At 67.3% G+C, this 17,088-nt stretch carries 14 protein-coding genes; 2 read left to right on the forward strand and 12 right to left on the reverse strand.

The features are described from left to right. Window positions 1-23 precede the first annotated feature (23 nt). The gene (locus ISO4_RS08900) at window positions 24-1,073 is read left to right on the forward strand and encodes an AraC family transcriptional regulator (RefSeq protein WP_142947279.1); all 1,050 of its coding nucleotides are present in this window, start codon (window positions 24-26) and stop codon (window positions 1,071-1,073) included. Here ISO4_RS08900 and ISO4_RS08905 read toward each other — a convergent pair. From ISO4_RS08905 to dsbD, 12 genes are all read right to left on the reverse strand, one after another. Further along, on the reverse strand, window positions 1,030-3,852 hold the full coding sequence (locus tag ISO4_RS08905; protein WP_228548019.1) for a response regulator: 2,823 nt from the start codon (window positions 3,850-3,852) through the stop codon (window positions 1,030-1,032). The two genes, ISO4_RS08900 and ISO4_RS08905, sit on opposite strands and share 44 nt — an antisense overlap. After that, on the reverse strand, window positions 3,788-4,894 hold the full coding sequence (locus ISO4_RS08910; protein WP_194855961.1) for a cyclic nucleotide-binding domain-containing protein: 1,107 nt from the start codon (window positions 4,892-4,894) through the stop codon (window positions 3,788-3,790). The genes ISO4_RS08905 and ISO4_RS08910 overlap by 65 nt, the downstream gene beginning before the upstream one ends. 43 nt (window positions 4,895-4,937) lie before the next feature. Beyond that, window positions 4,938-6,224 (reverse strand): phosphoribosylamine--glycine ligase, encoded by a 1,287-nt coding sequence (purD, locus tag ISO4_RS08915; RefSeq protein ID WP_194855962.1) that lies wholly within the window; start codon window positions 6,222-6,224, stop codon window positions 4,938-4,940. A gap of 23 nt (window positions 6,225-6,247) precedes the next feature. Then, complete coding sequence (purH, locus tag ISO4_RS08920) at window positions 6,248-7,816, reverse strand: bifunctional phosphoribosylaminoimidazolecarboxamide formyltransferase/IMP cyclohydrolase (RefSeq protein WP_142947276.1); 1,569 nt, start codon at window positions 7,814-7,816, stop codon at window positions 6,248-6,250. A 65-nt stretch (window positions 7,817-7,881) separates the two neighbouring features. After that, window positions 7,882-8,163, reverse strand: a complete 282-nt coding sequence (fis, locus tag ISO4_RS08925) for a DNA-binding transcriptional regulator Fis (RefSeq protein ID WP_067606742.1) — start codon at window positions 8,161-8,163, stop codon at window positions 7,882-7,884. A gap of 44 nt (window positions 8,164-8,207) precedes the next feature. After that, on the reverse strand, window positions 8,208-9,248 hold the full coding sequence (dusB, locus tag ISO4_RS08930) for a tRNA dihydrouridine synthase DusB (RefSeq protein WP_194855963.1): 1,041 nt from the start codon (window positions 9,246-9,248) through the stop codon (window positions 8,208-8,210). A 123-nt stretch (window positions 9,249-9,371) separates the two neighbouring features. Continuing rightward, window positions 9,372-10,493: a DUF3426 domain-containing protein gene (locus ISO4_RS08935; RefSeq protein ID WP_194855964.1), complete on the reverse strand. Its 1,122-nt coding sequence runs from the start codon at window positions 10,491-10,493 to the stop codon at window positions 9,372-9,374. Between the two features lie 73 nt (window positions 10,494-10,566). Further along, complete coding sequence (gene prmA / locus ISO4_RS08940; protein WP_194855965.1) at window positions 10,567-11,451, reverse strand: 50S ribosomal protein L11 methyltransferase; 885 nt, start codon at window positions 11,449-11,451, stop codon at window positions 10,567-10,569. Continuing rightward, window positions 11,448-12,791, reverse strand: coding sequence for an acetyl-CoA carboxylase biotin carboxylase subunit (gene accC / locus ISO4_RS08945; protein ID WP_194855966.1), 1,344 nt, complete (start codon window positions 12,789-12,791; stop codon window positions 11,448-11,450). Before accC ends, prmA begins: the two co-directional genes overlap by 4 nt. Before the next feature lie 12 nt (window positions 12,792-12,803). After that, window positions 12,804-13,250: an acetyl-CoA carboxylase biotin carboxyl carrier protein gene (gene accB / locus ISO4_RS08950; RefSeq protein WP_194855967.1), complete on the reverse strand. Its 447-nt coding sequence runs from the start codon at window positions 13,248-13,250 to the stop codon at window positions 12,804-12,806. A 2-nt stretch (window positions 13,251-13,252) separates the two neighbouring features. Further along, window positions 13,253-13,702: a type II 3-dehydroquinate dehydratase gene (gene aroQ, locus ISO4_RS08955; RefSeq protein WP_142947270.1), complete on the reverse strand. Its 450-nt coding sequence runs from the start codon at window positions 13,700-13,702 to the stop codon at window positions 13,253-13,255. 148 nt (window positions 13,703-13,850) lie between these two features. Further along, window positions 13,851-15,791: a protein-disulfide reductase DsbD gene (gene dsbD / locus ISO4_RS08960; protein ID WP_228548020.1), complete on the reverse strand. Its 1,941-nt coding sequence runs from the start codon at window positions 15,789-15,791 to the stop codon at window positions 13,851-13,853. Window positions 15,792-16,047: 256 nt separating this feature from the next. On the opposite strand from dsbD, the gene ISO4_RS08965 reads away from it, so the two are divergent. Next, entirely contained in the window at window positions 16,048-17,046 is a 999-nt protein-coding gene (locus ISO4_RS08965) for a DUF2333 family protein (RefSeq protein ID WP_142949609.1), read from the forward strand. Window positions 17,047-17,088 lie beyond the last annotated feature (42 nt).

The raw sequence follows: 17,088 nt of genomic DNA on the forward strand, positions 1-17,088 counted from the left end.
GTGAAACAGAGGGCCAGGGCATCATGCACATCAGTCCCGCGGTGGCCGGCACCGACCGCAGCGTGTCCGCCGCCTTTGTCGACTCGGTGCTGCCGGATCTGCTCGCGCACTATCGCTTGCAGCGGGCCACGGTGCTGGAACAGGCGGGCATCGACGGCGCCGTGTTCAACGACCCGGGGCGGCTGCTGCCGCTGCTCGATGTGATGCGCCTGTTTCTGGTGATTCTGGAAGCCTGCGGCGACCCCGGCCTGGGCTTTGAAACCGGGCGCCGGGTGCGGCCCCGTTCCTACCAGGTGCTGGGCTACGTGATTCTCGCCAGCCGCGATCTGGACGAAGCCATCGAGCGTCTGATGCGCTTCGAGAAGCTGTCCGGCAATCTGGGACGCACCGAACGCCATGACGAGGGCGACCAGGTGCGTCTGTGCTGGCGGTGCCCGGTGGCGGGGGAGCCGGGCCGCATGCTCACCGAGGCGGCGATCACCGGCTGGGTGACCTTCATGCGCCCGCTGATGCCGCCCGGCGCGGCCCCGGCGGAGGTGTGCTTCCGCCATCCGCCGCCGGCGGACGCCGCCCGTTACCGGGACTGGTTCCAGGCGCCGGTGCGATTTAACGCCGACTTCGACGGCGTGCGTTTGCCGGCCGCGCTGCTGCGCCACTCCCTGGAAAGCGCCGACCCGGGGCTGGGGCGGATGATGGAGAAGGAGGCCGGCGCCTTGCTGGCGGATTTCGACGCCCACGGCAATCTGCTCAGCCGGGTGCGCTCGGCGATCTACCGGCGTCTGGGCAGTGGCGACCCGTCCGTGGACGCGGTGGCCGCGGAACTGGGGCTCACCGTGCGCACCCTGCAGAGCCGGCTGCAGCGCCAGGGGCTGGCCTATCAGGAAGTGCTCGACGGCCTGCGCCGCAGCCTGGCCGAGCTCTACCTGCGAGACCCGGCGCTCAACCTGACTGAGATCGCCCTGTTGCTGGGGTTCGCCGAGTCCAGCTCGTTCAGCCGCGCGTTCCGCCGCTGGCGCGGCGAGTCGCCGGTCAGTTGGCGTCGCCGTCTGCCGCGCCCGGATCCTTCCGGGTAAAGCGCACCAGCGCCTCGCGCAGCACGCTCATCTCCACCGGTTTGGGGATGTGCGCGTTCATCCCCGAGGCCAGGCTGCGCTCGCGGTGCTCGCGCAGAATGTGGGCGGTAAGGGCGACGATCGGCACCGCCACCAGGCCCTGGCGGCGCTCGTACTCACGGATCCGCTGGGTGGCCTCGAAGCCGTCCATCTCCGGCATCTCGCAATCCATCAGGATCAGGTCGTAGCGCTTTTCGGTGGCCATCGCCAGGGCTTCCTTGCCGTTGGCGGCCAGGTCCGCGCTCAGCCCCAGCTTGCTGAGCATGCCGCGAATCACCTTCTGGCTGAGCTTGTGATCCTCCACCACCAGCAGTTTGAGCGCCGGGTCCGGGGTTTCCGGCTGCCCCTGTTCGCGCACCGGCCGGCGCAGGCCCATTTCCTCCGCCAGCGCCTGCTTCAGGCGCGGCGCCGACACCGGCTTGGTGAGCACCCGGTGGATGCTCACGTTGCGCGCTTCGGTGGCGGTGGGGGCGTTGTTCACGCCGGTGAGCATGATCAGCGTGGTGGGGTGGGTGATCACCGGGTCCTCGTGGATGCGCGCCGCCAGCTGCAGGCCGTTCATGCCCGGCATGTGGTGGTCCAGCAGCACGATGTCGTAGGGTTCGTTGATGTTGGCCTGGGTGCGCAGCGACGCCAGCGCCTCGCGCGGGTCGTGGCAGGCGGTGACGCGCATGCCCCAGCCCAGGGCCAGATGGCGGATCACCCGGGTGACGGTGCTGGAGTCGTCGACCACCAGCATGCTGCGGCCCTGCAGCGCGCTGATGTCGGTGTCCGGGCCGCTGGGCGGCGCCTCCATGGCCGGCAGCGGCAGCACGAACCAGTAGGCCACGTCGCCGCCGTGCTCGTCGCGCTCGCCGGCGCGGCCCTGCATGGCCTCCACCAGTTGCTCGGCGATCGACAGGTTGAGGTTGCTGCTGTCCTGGCGGGCGGCGGGGTCGCGCAGCGCCCGGAAGGTACCGGGCCGCAACGCCGTGCCGCTGAATTCGAAGCGCACCTGGCCGGCCCGGCCGGTGGGCTCCAGGGAAATGTCGATGATCAGCTCGCCGGGCTGCGCATGGCGTATGAAGGCGCCCATCAGATTGGTGAGCACCTGGCGCAGCCGGCCGGGGTCGCCCTCCATGCGCGCCGGCAGGTTGGTGTGCACGTGGGTGATCAGCTCCACCTGCTTCTCTTCCGCCCGCTCGCGGAACAGATCCACCGCGCCCATCAGCAGCTCGTTGGCGTCCAGGGCCTCGCGGTTGATGTCGGCGCCCTGGTCGGACAGCTGTGAGTATTCCAGCACATCGTTGATGATCTTGAGCAGGCTCTCGCCGGCATTGCGGATGCCGCCCACGCAGTCCTTCTGGTTGGGCGTCAGCGGCGTGTCCTCAAGAATTTCGGCCATGCCGAGAATGCCGCTCAGCGGCGTGCGCACGTCGTGCCCCATGCGCGCCAGGGTCTCCCGGCGGGTGGTGTCGACGGTGTCCGCCACGCTCTGGCTGCGCCGGTGCTCCATCTTCACATGCAGGTGCTGGTGGTGCTGGATGCGCAGGCCGGCGGCCTGGATAAAGCCGGCCAGGTTGACGGTGATCATCACGCACAGGCCCAGGTCCACGTTGCTCTGCACCAGGCCGAGCATGGTCAGGCAGCCCAGCACCACCGGGCTGCCCACCAGCAGGCTGGTAAAGAAATACAGGGCGCCCAGCGGCACCTCGCGGTGCCAGGCCTGGTAGCCCAGGGCCACCAGCAGAGCGGCGGCGGCCAGGCCCAGCCCGAAGGCGGCGGCCAGGGCGCCGGCGATCGGCAGCCAGGGCACCGCCACCAGAAACAGCAGCGCCAGCAGGGTCAGGCCGCGCAGCAGGCGGTCCAGCAGCGGCGCGTTGTGGCGGCTGTCCACGAAGGTTCGGCCGACGCCGCTGGCGCCGATGATCGCCAGCATCAGGCTGCCCATCTTCAGTTGCGGCAGCCAGGCGCCGATCAGCGAGTGGCCGGCCAGGATGCCGGACGAAAACAGCACCAGGCCGGCCAGGGCGAGCAGGAAGCCGGCGTGGTAACCGTGGCTGATGCCGCCGCGCATCAGCGCCACCAGGCCGTTATAGACGGCCAGCGCCAGCATCACGCCGAACAGCAGCCAATAGAGTGCGAACAGCGGGTCGTTGCCGAGCGCCGCCGGCAGGGTGCTCAGGTTGATGGAGTAGATCAGGCTGCCGCGCGGATTGACCCGCCAGTAGAACACCTGGGGTTCCCCGGGGGGCAGGTCGACCAGATAGACCGGGGTGCGGTGCACGAAGCGCTCGCCGGGCCCGGCGGGGCGGTAGCCGCCGTCGCCGGGCAGGAAGAATTCACTGTCGAAGTAGTGGCGGGGCCCCTGCATCAGGGCAAAGCGGCGCTGGTCGCCCAGTTCGTTCTGCACCGCGATGCGGATCCACCAGGGGTGGTCGCTCAGGCCCAGCCGTTCCACGAACCGCGAGGCCGGTTTGAAGCGGCCCTCGAAATCGCCGGCGGTGACCGCCTCCAGGCTCAGGGTGCCGTCCGGGTCGGGCAGGTATTCCGAATAGATGGTGAGGCGTGCGTTGTCGGGCAGGCTGCTGACCACGTAGGGGGGCGGCGGCGCCGCCTGGACGGCGGTCGCCAGCAGCATCAGCAGGGCCGGCAGCCAGCGCAGCCAGGCCGGGGGCCGTGACGGCCGGTGGCGTTCAGCTTTCGGCGTTGGCCGCCATGTTCCGTTCGCTGTGTTGTTGTTCTTCCCTAGTGTCATCATGTCCCCGATCCAGCACATAGGCGTCCAAGCCCGCCTCGGAGAGGATATAGGCTCCCAGTTCACTGCGTCGACCTTCGGCGCAGAGGATGTAGGTGAATTCCTGCTCCAGGCGGGGCGCCTGCTCGCGCAATTGGTTGAGCGGCAGGTTGCGGGCACCGGGGATCAGGTCGTGGCGTGCCTCCATGGGCAGGCGCACGTCGATCAGCACATGGGCGCGTTCGCCTTCCAGCACGCGGTCTTCCAGCTGGTCCTCGCTGAGGCGGCGGATCACCGTGGCCTGCAGAATGGCCTGGAAGTCGGCTTTGTCCAGGCACATCAGTTCGCCGTCGCTGGTCATGGTCACGGTGGCGTTGCGCGGCTGGTCGCTGATCAGGGCGTCCTCGCCGAAGAAGCGGCCGGCGGCCAGGCCGGCCACCGGCTGATCGCCGCCGGCGCCGGCGCGGCTGACCATCGCCTTGCCGCGCTTGATCACGTAGAAGGTATCGCCGCTTTCGCCTTCGCGCACCACGGTTTCGCCCAGTTCCACCTCGCGGGGCTGGAACTTCACGAACAGGGCGTGCAGCTTGGCCGGCGGCATTTGCGCGAACAGCCCCGAGGCCAGCAGCGCGTCCATCCAGTTATGGTCCTCGCCGTCGCTGTCGTGCTCGCCGGGCATCAGCTCGGTGGCCTGGGTCCAGGCCATCAGCAGGTCCAGCTTGTCCCGGTCGATGCTGTAGAGGGTGGCGCTGTCGCGGGTGATGGCGTTGACCGTATGACGGGGGTAGTTGTCCACGGCCAGGTAGTTCTCATCGTCGTCGGCGGCGAACGGGCGCACCGTGAAGCCGGCATCGATCAGGTCCAGCTCGCCGTCGATCAGAAAGTAGGCCTTGTCGCCGCTCTGGCCGCGCTTGAACAGCAACCGGCCGGCGGGGAGCCGGTGCACGGTGATCTGCTGTTCGATTTCGCGCAGGTGCGACGGGCTCAGGCCGTCGAAGGGAATAAAGGCGCTCAGGCGGGACACGTCGGGCGTGCCGGCGGTGTCCACCGATGTGGATGCGGTCATGGCTCCCCCGGGGTTTTCTCATTCGTTATTCTGAGGGGGTATGCTAAGCCTTTTCCCGGGCCACTGCACGGTAGCCGATGTCGCTTCTGTGATAGGCGTCGTCCCAGCCGATGCCCTGCACCGCCTGGTAGGCGCGCTGCTGGGCCTGGGCCACGGTGTCGCCCAGGGCGGTGACGCACAGCACGCGGCCGCCGCTGGTCACCACCTGGCCGTCGTCCTCGCGGGTGCCGGCGTGGAATACTTTGACGGTGTCCGAATCGGCGCCGTCCAGGCCGTGGATCACATCGCCCTTGCGGTAGGCGTCCGGGTAGCCGCCGGCGGCCAGCACCACGCCCAGGGCCGGGCGCGGGTCCCACTCAGCGGTGACGGTATCCAGGGCGCCGTCCAGCGCCGCCAGGCAGAGGTCCGCCAGGCTGCTGTTCAGGCGCATCATGATCGGCTGGGTTTCCGGGTCGCCGAAGCGGCAGTTGTACTCGATCACCTTGGGGTGGCCGTCCGGGCTGATCATCAGGCCGGCGTACAAAAAGCCGGTGTAGGGCATGCCTTCGGCGGCCATGCCGGCCACGGTGGGGCGGATCACTTCTTCCATGATGCGCTGGTGCACCTGATCGGTGACCACAGGCGCCGGTGAGTAGGCGCCCATGCCGCCGGTGTTGGGGCCGGTGTCGCCGTCGCCGACGCGCTTGTGGTCCTGGCTGGTGGCCATCGGCAGGATGTGCTCGCCGTCCACCATGACAATGAAGCTGGCTTCCTCGCCGTCGAGGAATTCCTCCACCACCACCCGGTGGCCGGCGTCGCCGAATTTGTTGCCGTCGAGCATATCGCGCACGGCGGCTTCCGCCTCTTCCAGGGTCATCGCCACGATCACGCCCTTGCCGGCGGCCAGGCCGTCGGCCTTGATCACGATCGGCGCGCCCTGCTCGCGCACATAGGCGAGGGCTTCGTTCACATCGGTGAAGTTGCCGTAGGCGGCGGTGGGGATGTTCTGGCGGGCCAGAAAGTCCTTGGTGAAGGCCTTGGAGCCTTCCAGCTGGGCGGCGGCCTTGCCGGGGCCGAAGCACTTCAGGCCGCGGCTCTGGAAGTAGTCCACCAGGCCGTCCACCAGCGGCGCCTCGGGGCCGACGATGGTCAGCGCCACGCCTTCGCGCTCGGCCAGGTCGGCCAGGCCGGTCTGATCGTTGACGTCCAGGGCCACGTTTTCCAGCTTGGCGTCGCGGGCGGTGCCGGCGTTGCCCGGCGCCACCAGCACTTTCTCCACCTGTTCCGCTTGCGCCACTTTCCAGGCCAGGGCGTGCTCGCGGCCACCGCCGCCGATGATCAGGACTTTCATGGGCTCGATTCTCTTATCCTTGCTTAGTGCCGGAAATGCCGCATGCCGGTGAACACCATGGCGATGTCCGCTTCGTCGGCGGCGGCGATCACTTCCTCGTCGCGGATCGAGCCGCCCGGCTGGATCACGCAGCGGATGCCCGCCTTGCCGGCGTTGTCCAGGCCGTCGCGGAACGGGAAGAAGGCGTCGGAGGCCATCACCGAACCGGCCACTTCCAGACCCGCGTGCTCGGCTTTGATGGCGGCGATGCGCGCGGAATTAACGCGGCTCATCTGGCCGGCGCCGACGCCCACGGTCTGCCGGTTCTTGGCGTAGACGATGGCGTTGGACTTGACGAACTTGGCCACCTTCCAGGCGAAAATGGCGTCGTGCAGTTCCGCCTCGGTGGGGGCGCGCTTGGTCACCACCTTGAGGTCTTTCTCGGTGATCATGCCCACGTCCCGGTCCTGCACCAGCAGGCCGCCGTTGACGCGCTTGTAGTCCAGGCCGCCGGCGGTGGCGCCGTCCCATTCGCCGCACACCAGCACGCGCACGTTCTTCTTGGCGGCGGTGATGGCCAGGGCCTCTTCGGACACCTTGGGCGCGATGATCACTTCCACGAACTGGCGGTCGACGATCGCCTTGGCGGTGGCCGCGTCCAGTTCCCGGTTAAAGGCGATGATGCCGCCGAAGGCGCTTTCCGGGTCGGTGGCGAAGGCCAGCTCGTAGGCCTGATCGATGCCCTCCAGGCTGACCGCCACGCCGCACGGGTTGGCGTGCTTGACGATCACGCAGGCCGGCTTGCTGAAGGACTTCACGCACTCCAGGGCGGCGTCGGTGTCGGCGATGTTGTTGTAGCTGAGCGCCTTGCCCTGCAGCTGGCGGGCGGTGGCCACGGACGCCTGGCCGGGCTGACGCTCCACATAGAAAGCCGCTTTCTGGTGGGGGTTCTCGCCGTAGCGCATGCCCTGGGCTTTCTTGAAGTTCAGGTTGATGGTGCGCGGGAAATCCTGATTGTCCTCGCCCACCAGCTTGCCGAAGTGGTTGGCGATGGCGCTGTCGTAGGCGGCGGTGTGCTCGAACGCCTTGATCGCCAGGTCGAAACGCAGGCCGTCGGACAGGGCGCCGCCGTTGCCGTTCAGATCGTCGAGCACGCGGGCGTAGTCGCCGGCGTCGGTGACGATGCCCACATGGGCGTGGTTCTTGGCCGCCGAGCGCACCATGGTGGGGCCGCCGATGTCGATGTTCTCGATGGCGTCCTCGAGGCTGCAGTCGGGCCGCGCCACGGTCTGTTCAAAGGGGTAGAGGTTGACCACCACCAGGTCGATGGGGCGAATGTCGTTATCCGCCATCACCGCATCGTCCTGGCCGCGCCGGCCGAGGATGCCGCCGTGCACCTTGGGGTGCAGGGTTTTCACCCGGCCGTCCATCATTTCCGGGAAGCCGGTGTAGTCGGACACTTCGCGTACCGCGATGCCCGCTTCCTGGATGGCGCGGAAAGTACCGCCGGTGGACAACAGCTCCACGCCCCGGTCGGCGAGGGCGCGGGCGAAATCGACGATGCCGGTTTTATCCGAGACGCTGATCAGCGCGCGTTCAACGGCCTTGCTCATGGGATGATCACCTTAAAAATAAGAAAGGGGCAGTCGGAAACTGCCCCTGTCGTCACGGGTTGCGTTCAGAGCAAGCCGTATTGCTTGAGTTTCTTGCGCAGCGTGCCGCGGTTCAGGCCCAGCAGCTCGGCGGCCTTGGTCTGGTTGCCGCGGGTGTACTCGAGAACTTTCTCAAGCAGAGGGATTTCCATTTCCGCCAGCACCATCTGATACAGCTCGCTGACCGGCTCGCCTTCCAGCTGGTTGAAGTAATCGGCGAGCGACCGTCGCACGCAGTTGCGCAGCGTGTCGTGGGTTTCGCTGCGGGCCAGCGTGAGATGGGGTTTGCGCGATTCAGCGGTATTCATTTCTGTCAGTGTCCGTGCAGCAGCGGTCTTCATTGAAGAAAGGGTCATGCGGCCAATGCTCCGTCTTTGTTCCGGGCAGACACCTCGCCGTAGCCACCGATTCGAATCCGGTCGCCGAGGGCGCTGATCTGTTGGAAAAACTGCTCAATGGCCCGCCGTTGTTGGCCGGCCTTTTCCAGTTTGTTGAACCCGCGCCGAAAATCTTCCCCGCCGGGCAGGTGTTGCGTATACCAGCCCAGATGCTTGCGGGCGATGCGCACGCCGGAGTAGTCCCCGTAAAAGCGATGCAGGTCGATCAGGTGCGCGAGGACGCGGGCAGCCACGTCTTCGACCTTCGGCGCCGGGGGCAGCCGACCGTGATCCAGGTAATGCACGGTGTCCTGGAAGATCCAGGGATTACCCTGGGCAGCGCGGCCGATCATGATACCACTGGCACCCGTGGTTTCCAGTATCCGTTGGGCTTTTTGTGGCGAATTGATATCACCGTTGGCGATAACAGGGATGCCCACCGCGGCCACAACGTCGCGGACGGTGTGGAACTCCGCCTCGCCGTTGAACTTGTCGGCGCGGGTGCGTCCATGGATCGCCAGCGCCTGGATACCGGCCTGCTCGGCGATGCGGGCGATGGCCACGGCATTGCGATCGTCGCGGGTCGGGCCGGTGCGGATTTTCAGGGTCACCGGCACGTCCACCGCCGCCACCACCGCGTCCAGAATCCGGGCCACCAGGTCCGGGTCGGAAAGCAGTGCGGAGCCGGCGGCGCGCTTGCACACCTTTTTCGCCGGGCAGCCCATGTTGATATCGATGATCTGCGCGCCCCGGTCCACATTGGCCCGGGCCGCGTGCGCCAGCATGTCCGGTTCGCCGCCGGCGATCTGCACCGACACCGGCCCCGGCTCGCCGCTATGGTCGAGCCGGTGGGCGGACTTGCGGGTGTCCCACAGCCGGGTGTCGGAAGTCACCATTTCGGACACCACCAGCCCGGCGCCCAGCTCCCGGCATAAATGCCGGAAAGGACGATCCGTCACGCCGGCCATGGGCGCGAGAATCAAGGGGTTGGGGAGCAGGTAGGAGCCGATTTGCATGCTGGATTCGGGTTCGGTTGGCAGTCAGGTGTCGCCTGGAACACTGTTGAAAGTGCCCCGCGCGGGCCGCGCGGGGCGACAATGATAGTGACCCGGAGCGCCGGGGGAAAGGCCCGTGATCAATCAGGGCCGCTGGGACACCCGGGACGACGGCGGCGCGGGGGCGCGCAGGCGCAGGTTGTAGTTCACCGCGCGCTCGCCGGGATCGACGATTTCCAGGGCAATGTGCACCGGGGTATCCACCGGCATGGCGTCCAGCCCGGCCAGCTCGCCGCGCAGATATTCCGACGGCGCGAAGCGGCGCATGGCCACGGTGTCGCCGCGCAGATCCTTGAAGGTCAGCTCCAGCGCCGGGAACGGCTGCGGCCAGTCGCCCTCATTGAACAGCAGCGCATCCACCATCAGGGCGTTCTGGTAGTGCGGATGGCTGCGCACCACCAGGTTGGCGCCGCGCAGCCGGCTCAGGTCGGTCTGCAGCGGCAACTGGCAACCGAGCAGCTGGCAGGCCTCCGCGTAGAGCGGCCGCCACTGCGGCGAGCGCGCCAGGGTGTCGAAATGGAAGAAGGCGTATTGAGCCGCCAGCAGCACCAGGGCGAGCACCGACAGCAGTGCCCATTTGGCGGTCACCGCCGGCCCGGAGGGTGGCGCCGCCATGTAGTCCAGGCGCTCGTTGGCGACTTTATGGCGCCGGGTCGGGGTGCTGTTCAGAAACTCGAACTGGTCGTCGTGTTCGCTGATCGGGTCCGGGCGGGACGCGGCCGCCGGGCGGGGTTTCGGCGGCGGCGCGCTGGCCGGGGCCGGCTCGTCCTCGTCGTCCAGGTCTTCCAGCAGCGCTTCCGCCCAGGCTTCATCGGTGTCGTCGCTGCCGCCGGCCCGGCCGGCGCCTTCCATGTCCGAGAAGTCCTCACCCAGCCCTTCGTCGCCGTCGCGGTCCAGGGACAGGAACGAATCGCTCAGCTCGCTATCGCCGAAGCCGCCGCTTTTTTTGCCGTCGTCCCGGCCGTCGGTGTCCTCGTCGTCGTCGAGGGCGTACTGCCATTGCCCGGCGTTATCGCCGGTGGGGGTGGTGTCGTTGTCATCGGCGTGGGGCCGCGCCGGCGTTTCGCCGACGAAGTGATCGGTGGCCTGGAAGATCTGCAGACAGGAACCACAGCGCACCGCACCCCGGGCCTGCCCCAGGTGCTCGTCGCTGATCTTGAATTGGGCACCGCAATGCGGGCAGCGGGTTTTGTACTGGCCGGCCATGGTTTTTATGTTTTGAGGGATAGAAAGTTTGTTGTACAGAAAAACAGGGGGTGGCGGCAAGCGCCGCGGCCGCTTATCTGTCCGCCTTGCGAACCCCGTCCACCCGCACCCAGTCGCCGCGCTGCCGGGTGGGGCTGAGATCGAACCAGGGCGCGTAGGCGTCGCGCACGCTTTGCGCCTGACCGGCGAGGATACCGGACAGCGCCATCGGCGCGCCCGGGCGGCAGCGGCCCGCCAGCACCGGCGCCAGCTCGATCAGCGGCGCGGCGAGAATATTGGCCACCAGCAGGTCGCACTGATAGTCGGTGGCCAGGGCCTCCGGCAGGCACAGATCGAGCCGCTCGCCGACGCCGTTGGCGGCGGCGTTGTCGGCGCTGGCGGTGAGCGCCTGGTGGTCGATGTCGGTGCCCAGCGCCCGCTCCGCGCCCAGCAGCAGCGCGGCGATCGCCAGCACCCCGGAGCCGCAGCCGAAGTCCAGCACCTGCTTGCCGTCCAGGTCGGTCTGCTCCAGCCACTCCAGGCACAGCGCGGTGGTGTCATGGGTGCCGGTGCCGAACGCCAGGCCCGGGTCCAGCTTGAGATTGACCGCGTCCGGCTGCGGCGGGTCGCTCCAGCTGGGTACGATCCACAGCCGCTCGCCGAAGCGCATGGGCTGGAAGTCGTCCATCCAGGCCCGTTCCCAGGCCTGGTCGGCCAGTGCTTCGACACGGTGATCGGCGAACACCAGACCCTGCTCGCCCAGGCGGGCGAGGATGGCGTCGGTGTCGGTGTCGTCGCTGAACAGGGCGGTGACCACGGTGGTGCGCCACAGGGGGCGGGCCCCCGGGGGCGGCTCGAAGACCGGCTGGTCGGCGCCGTCGGTGAGCGTCACCGCGCCGGCGCCGAGCGCTTCCAGGGCGTCCTGGAAAGCGTCGGCGTGGTCCGGGTCGGTGGCGATGTGGAGCTGAAGCCAGCTCATGAACCGAGCTTCTTCTCCAGGTGGTGGATGTCCACGCCGCCTTTCTGGAACGCGGGGTCGCGGAAAATCTTGTCCCGGTGCAGGGCCACGTTGGTCTTGATGCCCTCCACCACGATTTCATCCAGGGCGTTGCGCATGCGCGCGAACGCAACGTCCCGGTTTTCGCCCCAGGTGATCAGCTTGCCGATCAGCGAGTCGTAGTAGGGCGGTACCGTGTAGCCGCCGTAGACGTGGGAGTCCACCCGCACGCCGTTGCCGCCGGGGGCGTGGAAGTAGCTGATGCGGCCGGGGCTGGGCACGAAGGTGACCGGATCCTCGGCGTTGACGCGCACTTCGATGGCATGGCCGAGGAAGGTGACGTCCTCCTGCTTCAGCCTGAGGGCGTTGTCGCCGGCGATGCGCAGCTGTTCCTTGACGATGTCCACGCCGGTGATCATTTCACTGACCGGGTGTTCCACCTGCACACGGGTGTTCATCTCGATGAAGTAGAAGCGCTCGTCCTCGTAGAGGAATTCGAAGGTGCCGGCGCCGCGGTAGTTGATCTCCTTGCAGGCGTCCACGCAGCGTTTCGCCACTTCGTTCTTCAGATGCAGGGGGATGTCCGGGGCCGGCGCCTCCTCCACCACTTTCTGGTGGCGGCGCTGCAGGGAGCAGTCCCGGTCGCCCAGGTGAATGGCATGGCCGGCGCCGTCGGACAGCACCTGGATTTCCACATGGCGCGGTCTCTGCAGAAACTTTTCCATGTAGACGGTGGCGTCGCCGAAGGCGTTCTTGGCTTCCGAGCGGGTCAGGGTGATGGCGTTGAGCAGCTGGTCGCGGCTTTCCACCACGCGCATGCCGCGCCCGCCGCCGCCGGAGGCCGCCTTGATGATCACCGGGTAGCCGATCTCCTCGGCCATTATCAGCGCCGCGTCGGCGTCGTCGCCCACCGAACCGCTGGAGCCGGGCACCGTCGGCACACCGGCTTTCTTCATCGCTTCAATGGCGGACACCTTGTTGCCCATCAGGCGAATGGTTTCCGCGCGCGGCCCGATGAAGATAAAGCCGGAGCGTTCGACGCTCTCGGCGAAGTCCGCGTTTTCCGCCAGGAAGCCGTAGCCGGGATGGATGGCGTCGGCGTCGGTGACCTCCGCGGCGCTGATGATCGCCGGGATGTTCAGGTAGGAATTGGCCGACGGGGCCGGGCCGATGCAGACCGCCTCATCCGCCAGGCGCACGTGCATCAGATCCCGGTCGGCCTTGGAATACACCGCCACGGTGCGGATGCCCATCTCTTTACAGGCGCGCAGAATCCGCAGGGCGATTTCGCCTCGGTTGGCAATCAGTACTTTTTCCAGCATGGGCAACCCCCGTTAAACGATGGAGAACAGGGGCTGGTCGAATTCCACCGGCTCGCCGTCCTCCACGAGAATGGCGTCGATGGTGCCGGATTTGTCCGCCTCGATCTGGTTCATCATCTTCATCGCCTCGACGATGCACAGCACGTCGCCGGCTTTCACTTTCTGGCCCACCTCCACGAACGAGGCCGCGCCCGGGGACGGGGAGCGGTAGAAGGTGCCGACCATCGGCGAGCGCACCATATGGCCGCTGGGGGTGTCGTCCTGGGCGGGGGGCGCCGCTTCCGGAGCCGGGGCCGCCGGTGCGGGCGCGGGGGCCGAGGGCTGCGGGGCGTACACCGGCGCCGCGTGGCGGCTGCCACGGCTGATGCGCACGGATTCCTCGCCTTCCTGAATTTCCAGTTCTTCAATGCCGGACTCTTCCAGCAGTTCGATCAGCTTCTTGATTTTTCGAATGTCCATGCTCATTCCTGTGCCTGATCCAGTTTTTCCAGAGCGGCGGCCAGCGCCAGCCGGTAGCCGGTGGCGCCCAGGCCGCAAATGACGCCCTCGGCGATGTCGGAGAAGTAAGAGTGGTGCCGGAAGGTTTCACGGCGGTGCACGTTGGACAGGTGCACCTCGATGAACGGAATCCGCACCGCCAGCAGAGCGTCGCGCAGTGCCACGCTGGTGTGGGTGAACGCGGCCGGGTTGAACAGAATGAAATCGATGCCTTCCGCGGGGGCGCCGTGGATGCGTTCGATCAGTTCGTACTCGGCGTTGCTTTGCAGATGCTGCAGGTGGTGTCCGGCCTCGGCGGCCTGGTCCATCAGTGCCTGATCGATCTCCGCCAGGGTGGCGGCGCCGTACTGGTCCGGCTCGCGGCGGCCCAGCAGGTTCAGGTTGGGCCCATGCAGGACGAGGATGCTAGCCAAGGCGTATACCCCTGAATTTGTCGTTATCTGCGTTGAACGTGTGGCAAAAAGCCAGTTTGTCCGACTTTTCCCTATATTTGGGAGTCTAAGGGTATCTCATGAAGGAAAAAAGGACTTTACACCATTGGTTACATGTATGTGCGCGGGGTCAAAGATGCGGCGTCACGCGCCGCTCCAGATGCTTGAGGAAACGCTCGCTGTCCATCTCGCCCAGCACGCGGGATTCGGGCACCTCTTCGCCGTCGGGGGCGAAGAACACGAAGCTGGGCAGGCCGAAGATGTCGTAGTCGGCCATGATGTTCTGGTTTTCCTGGTTGATCTCGGTGATGTCGACCCGGTAGAGGTCATAGCCGGCCATGGCGTCGAGCACGCGCGGGTCGCTGAGGGTGGTGTCTTCCATGACCTTGCAGGCCACGCACCATTCGGCGAAGAAATCCACCAGCACCGGTTTGTCCGCGTCGGCGGAGCGGGCCAGGGCGTCGCGCAGGCCCTGGCGGCCGTCCACGTCGATCCAGGGGCCGTGCTGGCCGTCGTCCGCCGTGGCGGCGGTGTTGTCGCCGCCGGCCTGGCCGCTGCTTTCGGTTTGCGGCTGGGTGAGGGGTTTGAGCGGCTGCCAGGGGTCGCTGCCGCCGCCGGCGGCGCCCACCACCATGATCGCGCCGTACAGGGCCAGCACCAGGGCGAGGCCCCGTTTCAGACGCGAGCCGCCTTCGCGCACCGGTTCCAGGGCGCCCAGCTGCACGCCGTACACCGCCAGCAACAGGCCGTAGAAGGCCAGCGTCAGGGTGTCGCTGACAATGCGGTCGAGCAGCCAGATGGCGACGCCCAGCATGACGACGCCGAAGAAGCGTTTGATGTCTTCCATCCACTGGCCGGCGCGGGGCAGGAAATGGCCGCCGCCGGTGCCGAAGATGATCAACGGCACGCCCATGCCCAGGGCCAGGGCGAACAGCGAGGCGGCGCCGGTGACCGCGTCGCCGGTGCCGGCCACGTAGAGCAGGGCGCCGGCCAGGATCGGGGTGACGCAGGGGGACACCACCAGGGCGGAAATCACGCCCATTAGCACGGCGCCGCCCAGCCCGCCGCGGCCGTTGGGCCCGGCGTTGTTGAGCCGGTTGCGCAGCCGCTCCGGTAACTGAAGCTCATAGAGCCCGAACATGGACAGTGCCAGCAGCACGAAGATCACCACGCTGGTGAGGATGGCCGCCGGCTGCTGGAGCAGAAACTGCAGGTTGAGGCCGGCGCCGAACACCGCCACCAGCAGGCCGGCCAGGGTGTACGGCACCGCCACGCCGAGCACATAGGCGCAGCTGAGTATAAAGCCGCGGCGGGCGCTGGAATCGCTTTGCCCGGCGATGATGCCGGACAGGATCGGCACCATGGGGAACACGCAGGGGGTGAAGGCCAGCAGCAGGCCGCCGGCGAAGAACAGCGCCACGATCAGCCCCAGGTTGCGGTCGTGCATCCAGCTGTTGAAGGCGTTGGCGTCCTCGGAGAGCAGAATGCTGAAGAAGCCGTCCTCGCCGTCGCGGGGCTCGCCGGCCGCGGCGCCGTCGTTTGCCGAGACCTCGCCGGCCGCCGGCGCGTCGGCGGCCGGGGCGCGCTCCGGGCCGGGCGCGCTGAACGAGAAGGTGCGGACCTCCGGCGGGTAGCACAGCTTGTCCTCGATACAGCCCTGGTACCGCACTTCCAGCTCGGTGTCGGCCAGGGGCACGCTGTCCAGCGGCAGGCGCACGTCGAGCTGGCCGAAGAACACGTTGACGTCGCCGTAGATTTCGTCGGTCTTGGCCTCGCCGGGGGGCAGTTCCAGGTCGTCGAAATCGTCCAGCAGGTTGCCGTTGGCGTCGCGCAGGGTGAAGTCGAGGCGGTGGCGGTAGAGGTAGACCCGGTCGAGCATGCTGAAGCTGACCAGCAGCTGCTGGCGGTCCCAGTCCGCGTCGGGTACCACCTGGATCGCTTCGTCCACGTTGGGCAGGCGGTCATCGCCGCCGCCGAACGGGCTGTCGCCGCCCCCCAGGGACAGCGCCGGGGCGGCCACGCTCAAAGCGAGCCCCACCACCGCGATCAGCATGCGCAGAGTCAACGTCATCTATTCCTCCCACTGGATACAGCCTTTCGATGCCGGACCGGAGGCCGGGTTCCCGGATAGGCCGGGAAAAACACCGCACAAGTATGCCGGGGCCTGGATTAGCGCCGGGTTAAGGTCAGCCGCATGGACCACTGGCGCGTCATTCTCGCCGCCCCGGCCCGGCGACGCAAAACTAAACGTCGTGGAGGTCGCCCTTCTCCGCTGCTTGACGTTACTCTGGTAGCCTCGTGGGATAAGACGACACTCGGGAACGATAATGACGGACGACAAATTCGGACAAAAGGTCGGGGATACCCTGCTGGACCCCCGGAACAACCGCATCTGGAAAGGCCTGCTGTGGCTGCTGGCCATTCTGCTGCTGGTGGATGTGGCGCTGGGCTGGTACTGGAGCTGGGAGCCGGACCTGTCGGAAGTGAACCGCCGTGACGGCGCGGTGGCCGGCGAGACCATGACCCGGGAAGTGATCCATGTGGCCAGCACCCTGCTCGACAAGCCCGGCGGCTACCTCAGCAACGACATGCTGCCGCACCGGCTGTGGCTGGATAACATGCCGTCCTGGGAGTTCGGCGTGCTGGTGCAGCTGCGCGACGTGACCCGGGTGATGCGCCGCGATATGAGCCGCTCCCAGTCGCAAAGCCAGGAAGACACCTTCCTGGCCATCGCCGAGCCGCAGTTCAACTTCGACGCCGAAAGCTGGGCGATGCCGGCCACCGAGAGCGAGTACCGGCGCGGCATTCGCGCGCTGGAGAATTACCTGGAAGCGCTCAAGCGCCAGGACGGCAGCGCCCAGTTCTACGCCCGCGCCGACAACCTCAACTACTGGCTCAACGAAGTGCAGAACCGGCTCGGTTCCCTGAGCCTGAGCCTCAGCCAGAGCGTCGGCCGCACCCAGCTGAACACCGACAACGACACCCCGGTGGGCGAGCTGGACAAGGAAGAGCGCTTCGTGAAGACCGGCTGGATGGAGATCGACAACGTTTTCTATGAAGCGCGCGGTGCCTCCTGGGCGCTGGTGCAGCTGATGCGTGCGGTGGAAGTGGACTTCGCCGACGTGTTGCGCCGCAAGAACGCCACCGTCAGCTTCCGGCAGATGGTGCGCGAACTGGAAGCCACCCAGCAGACGCTGTGGAGCCCGGTGATTCTGAACGGCTCCGGTTTCGGGGTGTTCGCCAACCACTCGCTGGTGATGGCCAACTACATCACCCGCGCCAACGCCTCCCTGGTGGACCTGCGGAAGCTTCTGCAGGAGGGGTAAATCGCGACCGAAGCACTGCTTCGCAGCGCGATTTACGCCCGG

Origin of the sequence: Alloalcanivorax venustensis ISO4, assembly GCF_015356855.1 — a bacterium.
Lineage (GTDB): Bacteria > Pseudomonadota > Gammaproteobacteria > Pseudomonadales > Alcanivoracaceae > Alloalcanivorax > Alloalcanivorax venustensis.

Bases quoted from the DNA above. Each gene is read 5' to 3' on its own strand.
- ISO4_RS08900 (WP_142947279.1), top strand. From the start codon at position 24: ATGCACATCAGTCCCGCGGTGGCCGGCACCGACCGCAGCGTGTCCGCC.
- ISO4_RS08905 (WP_228548019.1), bottom strand. From the start codon at position 3,852: ATGATGACACTAGGGAAGAACAACAACACAGCGAACGGAACATGGCGG.
- ISO4_RS08910 (WP_194855961.1), bottom strand. From the start codon at position 4,894: ATGACCGCATCCACATCGGTGGACACCGCCGGCACGCCCGACGTGTCC.
- purD (WP_194855962.1), bottom strand. From the start codon at position 6,224: ATGAAAGTCCTGATCATCGGCGGCGGTGGCCGCGAGCACGCCCTGGCC.
- purH (WP_142947276.1), bottom strand. From the start codon at position 7,816: ATGAGCAAGGCCGTTGAACGCGCGCTGATCAGCGTCTCGGATAAAACC.
- fis (WP_067606742.1), bottom strand. From the start codon at position 8,163: ATGAATACCGCTGAATCGCGCAAACCCCATCTCACGCTGGCCCGCAGC.
- dusB (WP_194855963.1), bottom strand. From the start codon at position 9,248: ATGCAAATCGGCTCCTACCTGCTCCCCAACCCCTTGATTCTCGCGCCC.
- ISO4_RS08935 (WP_194855964.1), bottom strand. From the start codon at position 10,493: ATGGCCGGCCAGTACAAAACCCGCTGCCCGCATTGCGGTGCCCAATTC.
- prmA (WP_194855965.1), bottom strand. From the start codon at position 11,451: ATGAGCTGGCTTCAGCTCCACATCGCCACCGACCCGGACCACGCCGAC.
- accC (WP_194855966.1), bottom strand. From the start codon at position 12,791: ATGCTGGAAAAAGTACTGATTGCCAACCGAGGCGAAATCGCCCTGCGG.
- accB (WP_194855967.1), bottom strand. From the start codon at position 13,250: ATGGACATTCGAAAAATCAAGAAGCTGATCGAACTGCTGGAAGAGTCC.
- dsbD (WP_228548020.1), bottom strand. From the start codon at position 15,791: ATGACGTTGACTCTGCGCATGCTGATCGCGGTGGTGGGGCTCGCTTTG.
- ISO4_RS08965 (WP_142949609.1), top strand. From the start codon at position 16,048: ATGACGGACGACAAATTCGGACAAAAGGTCGGGGATACCCTGCTGGAC.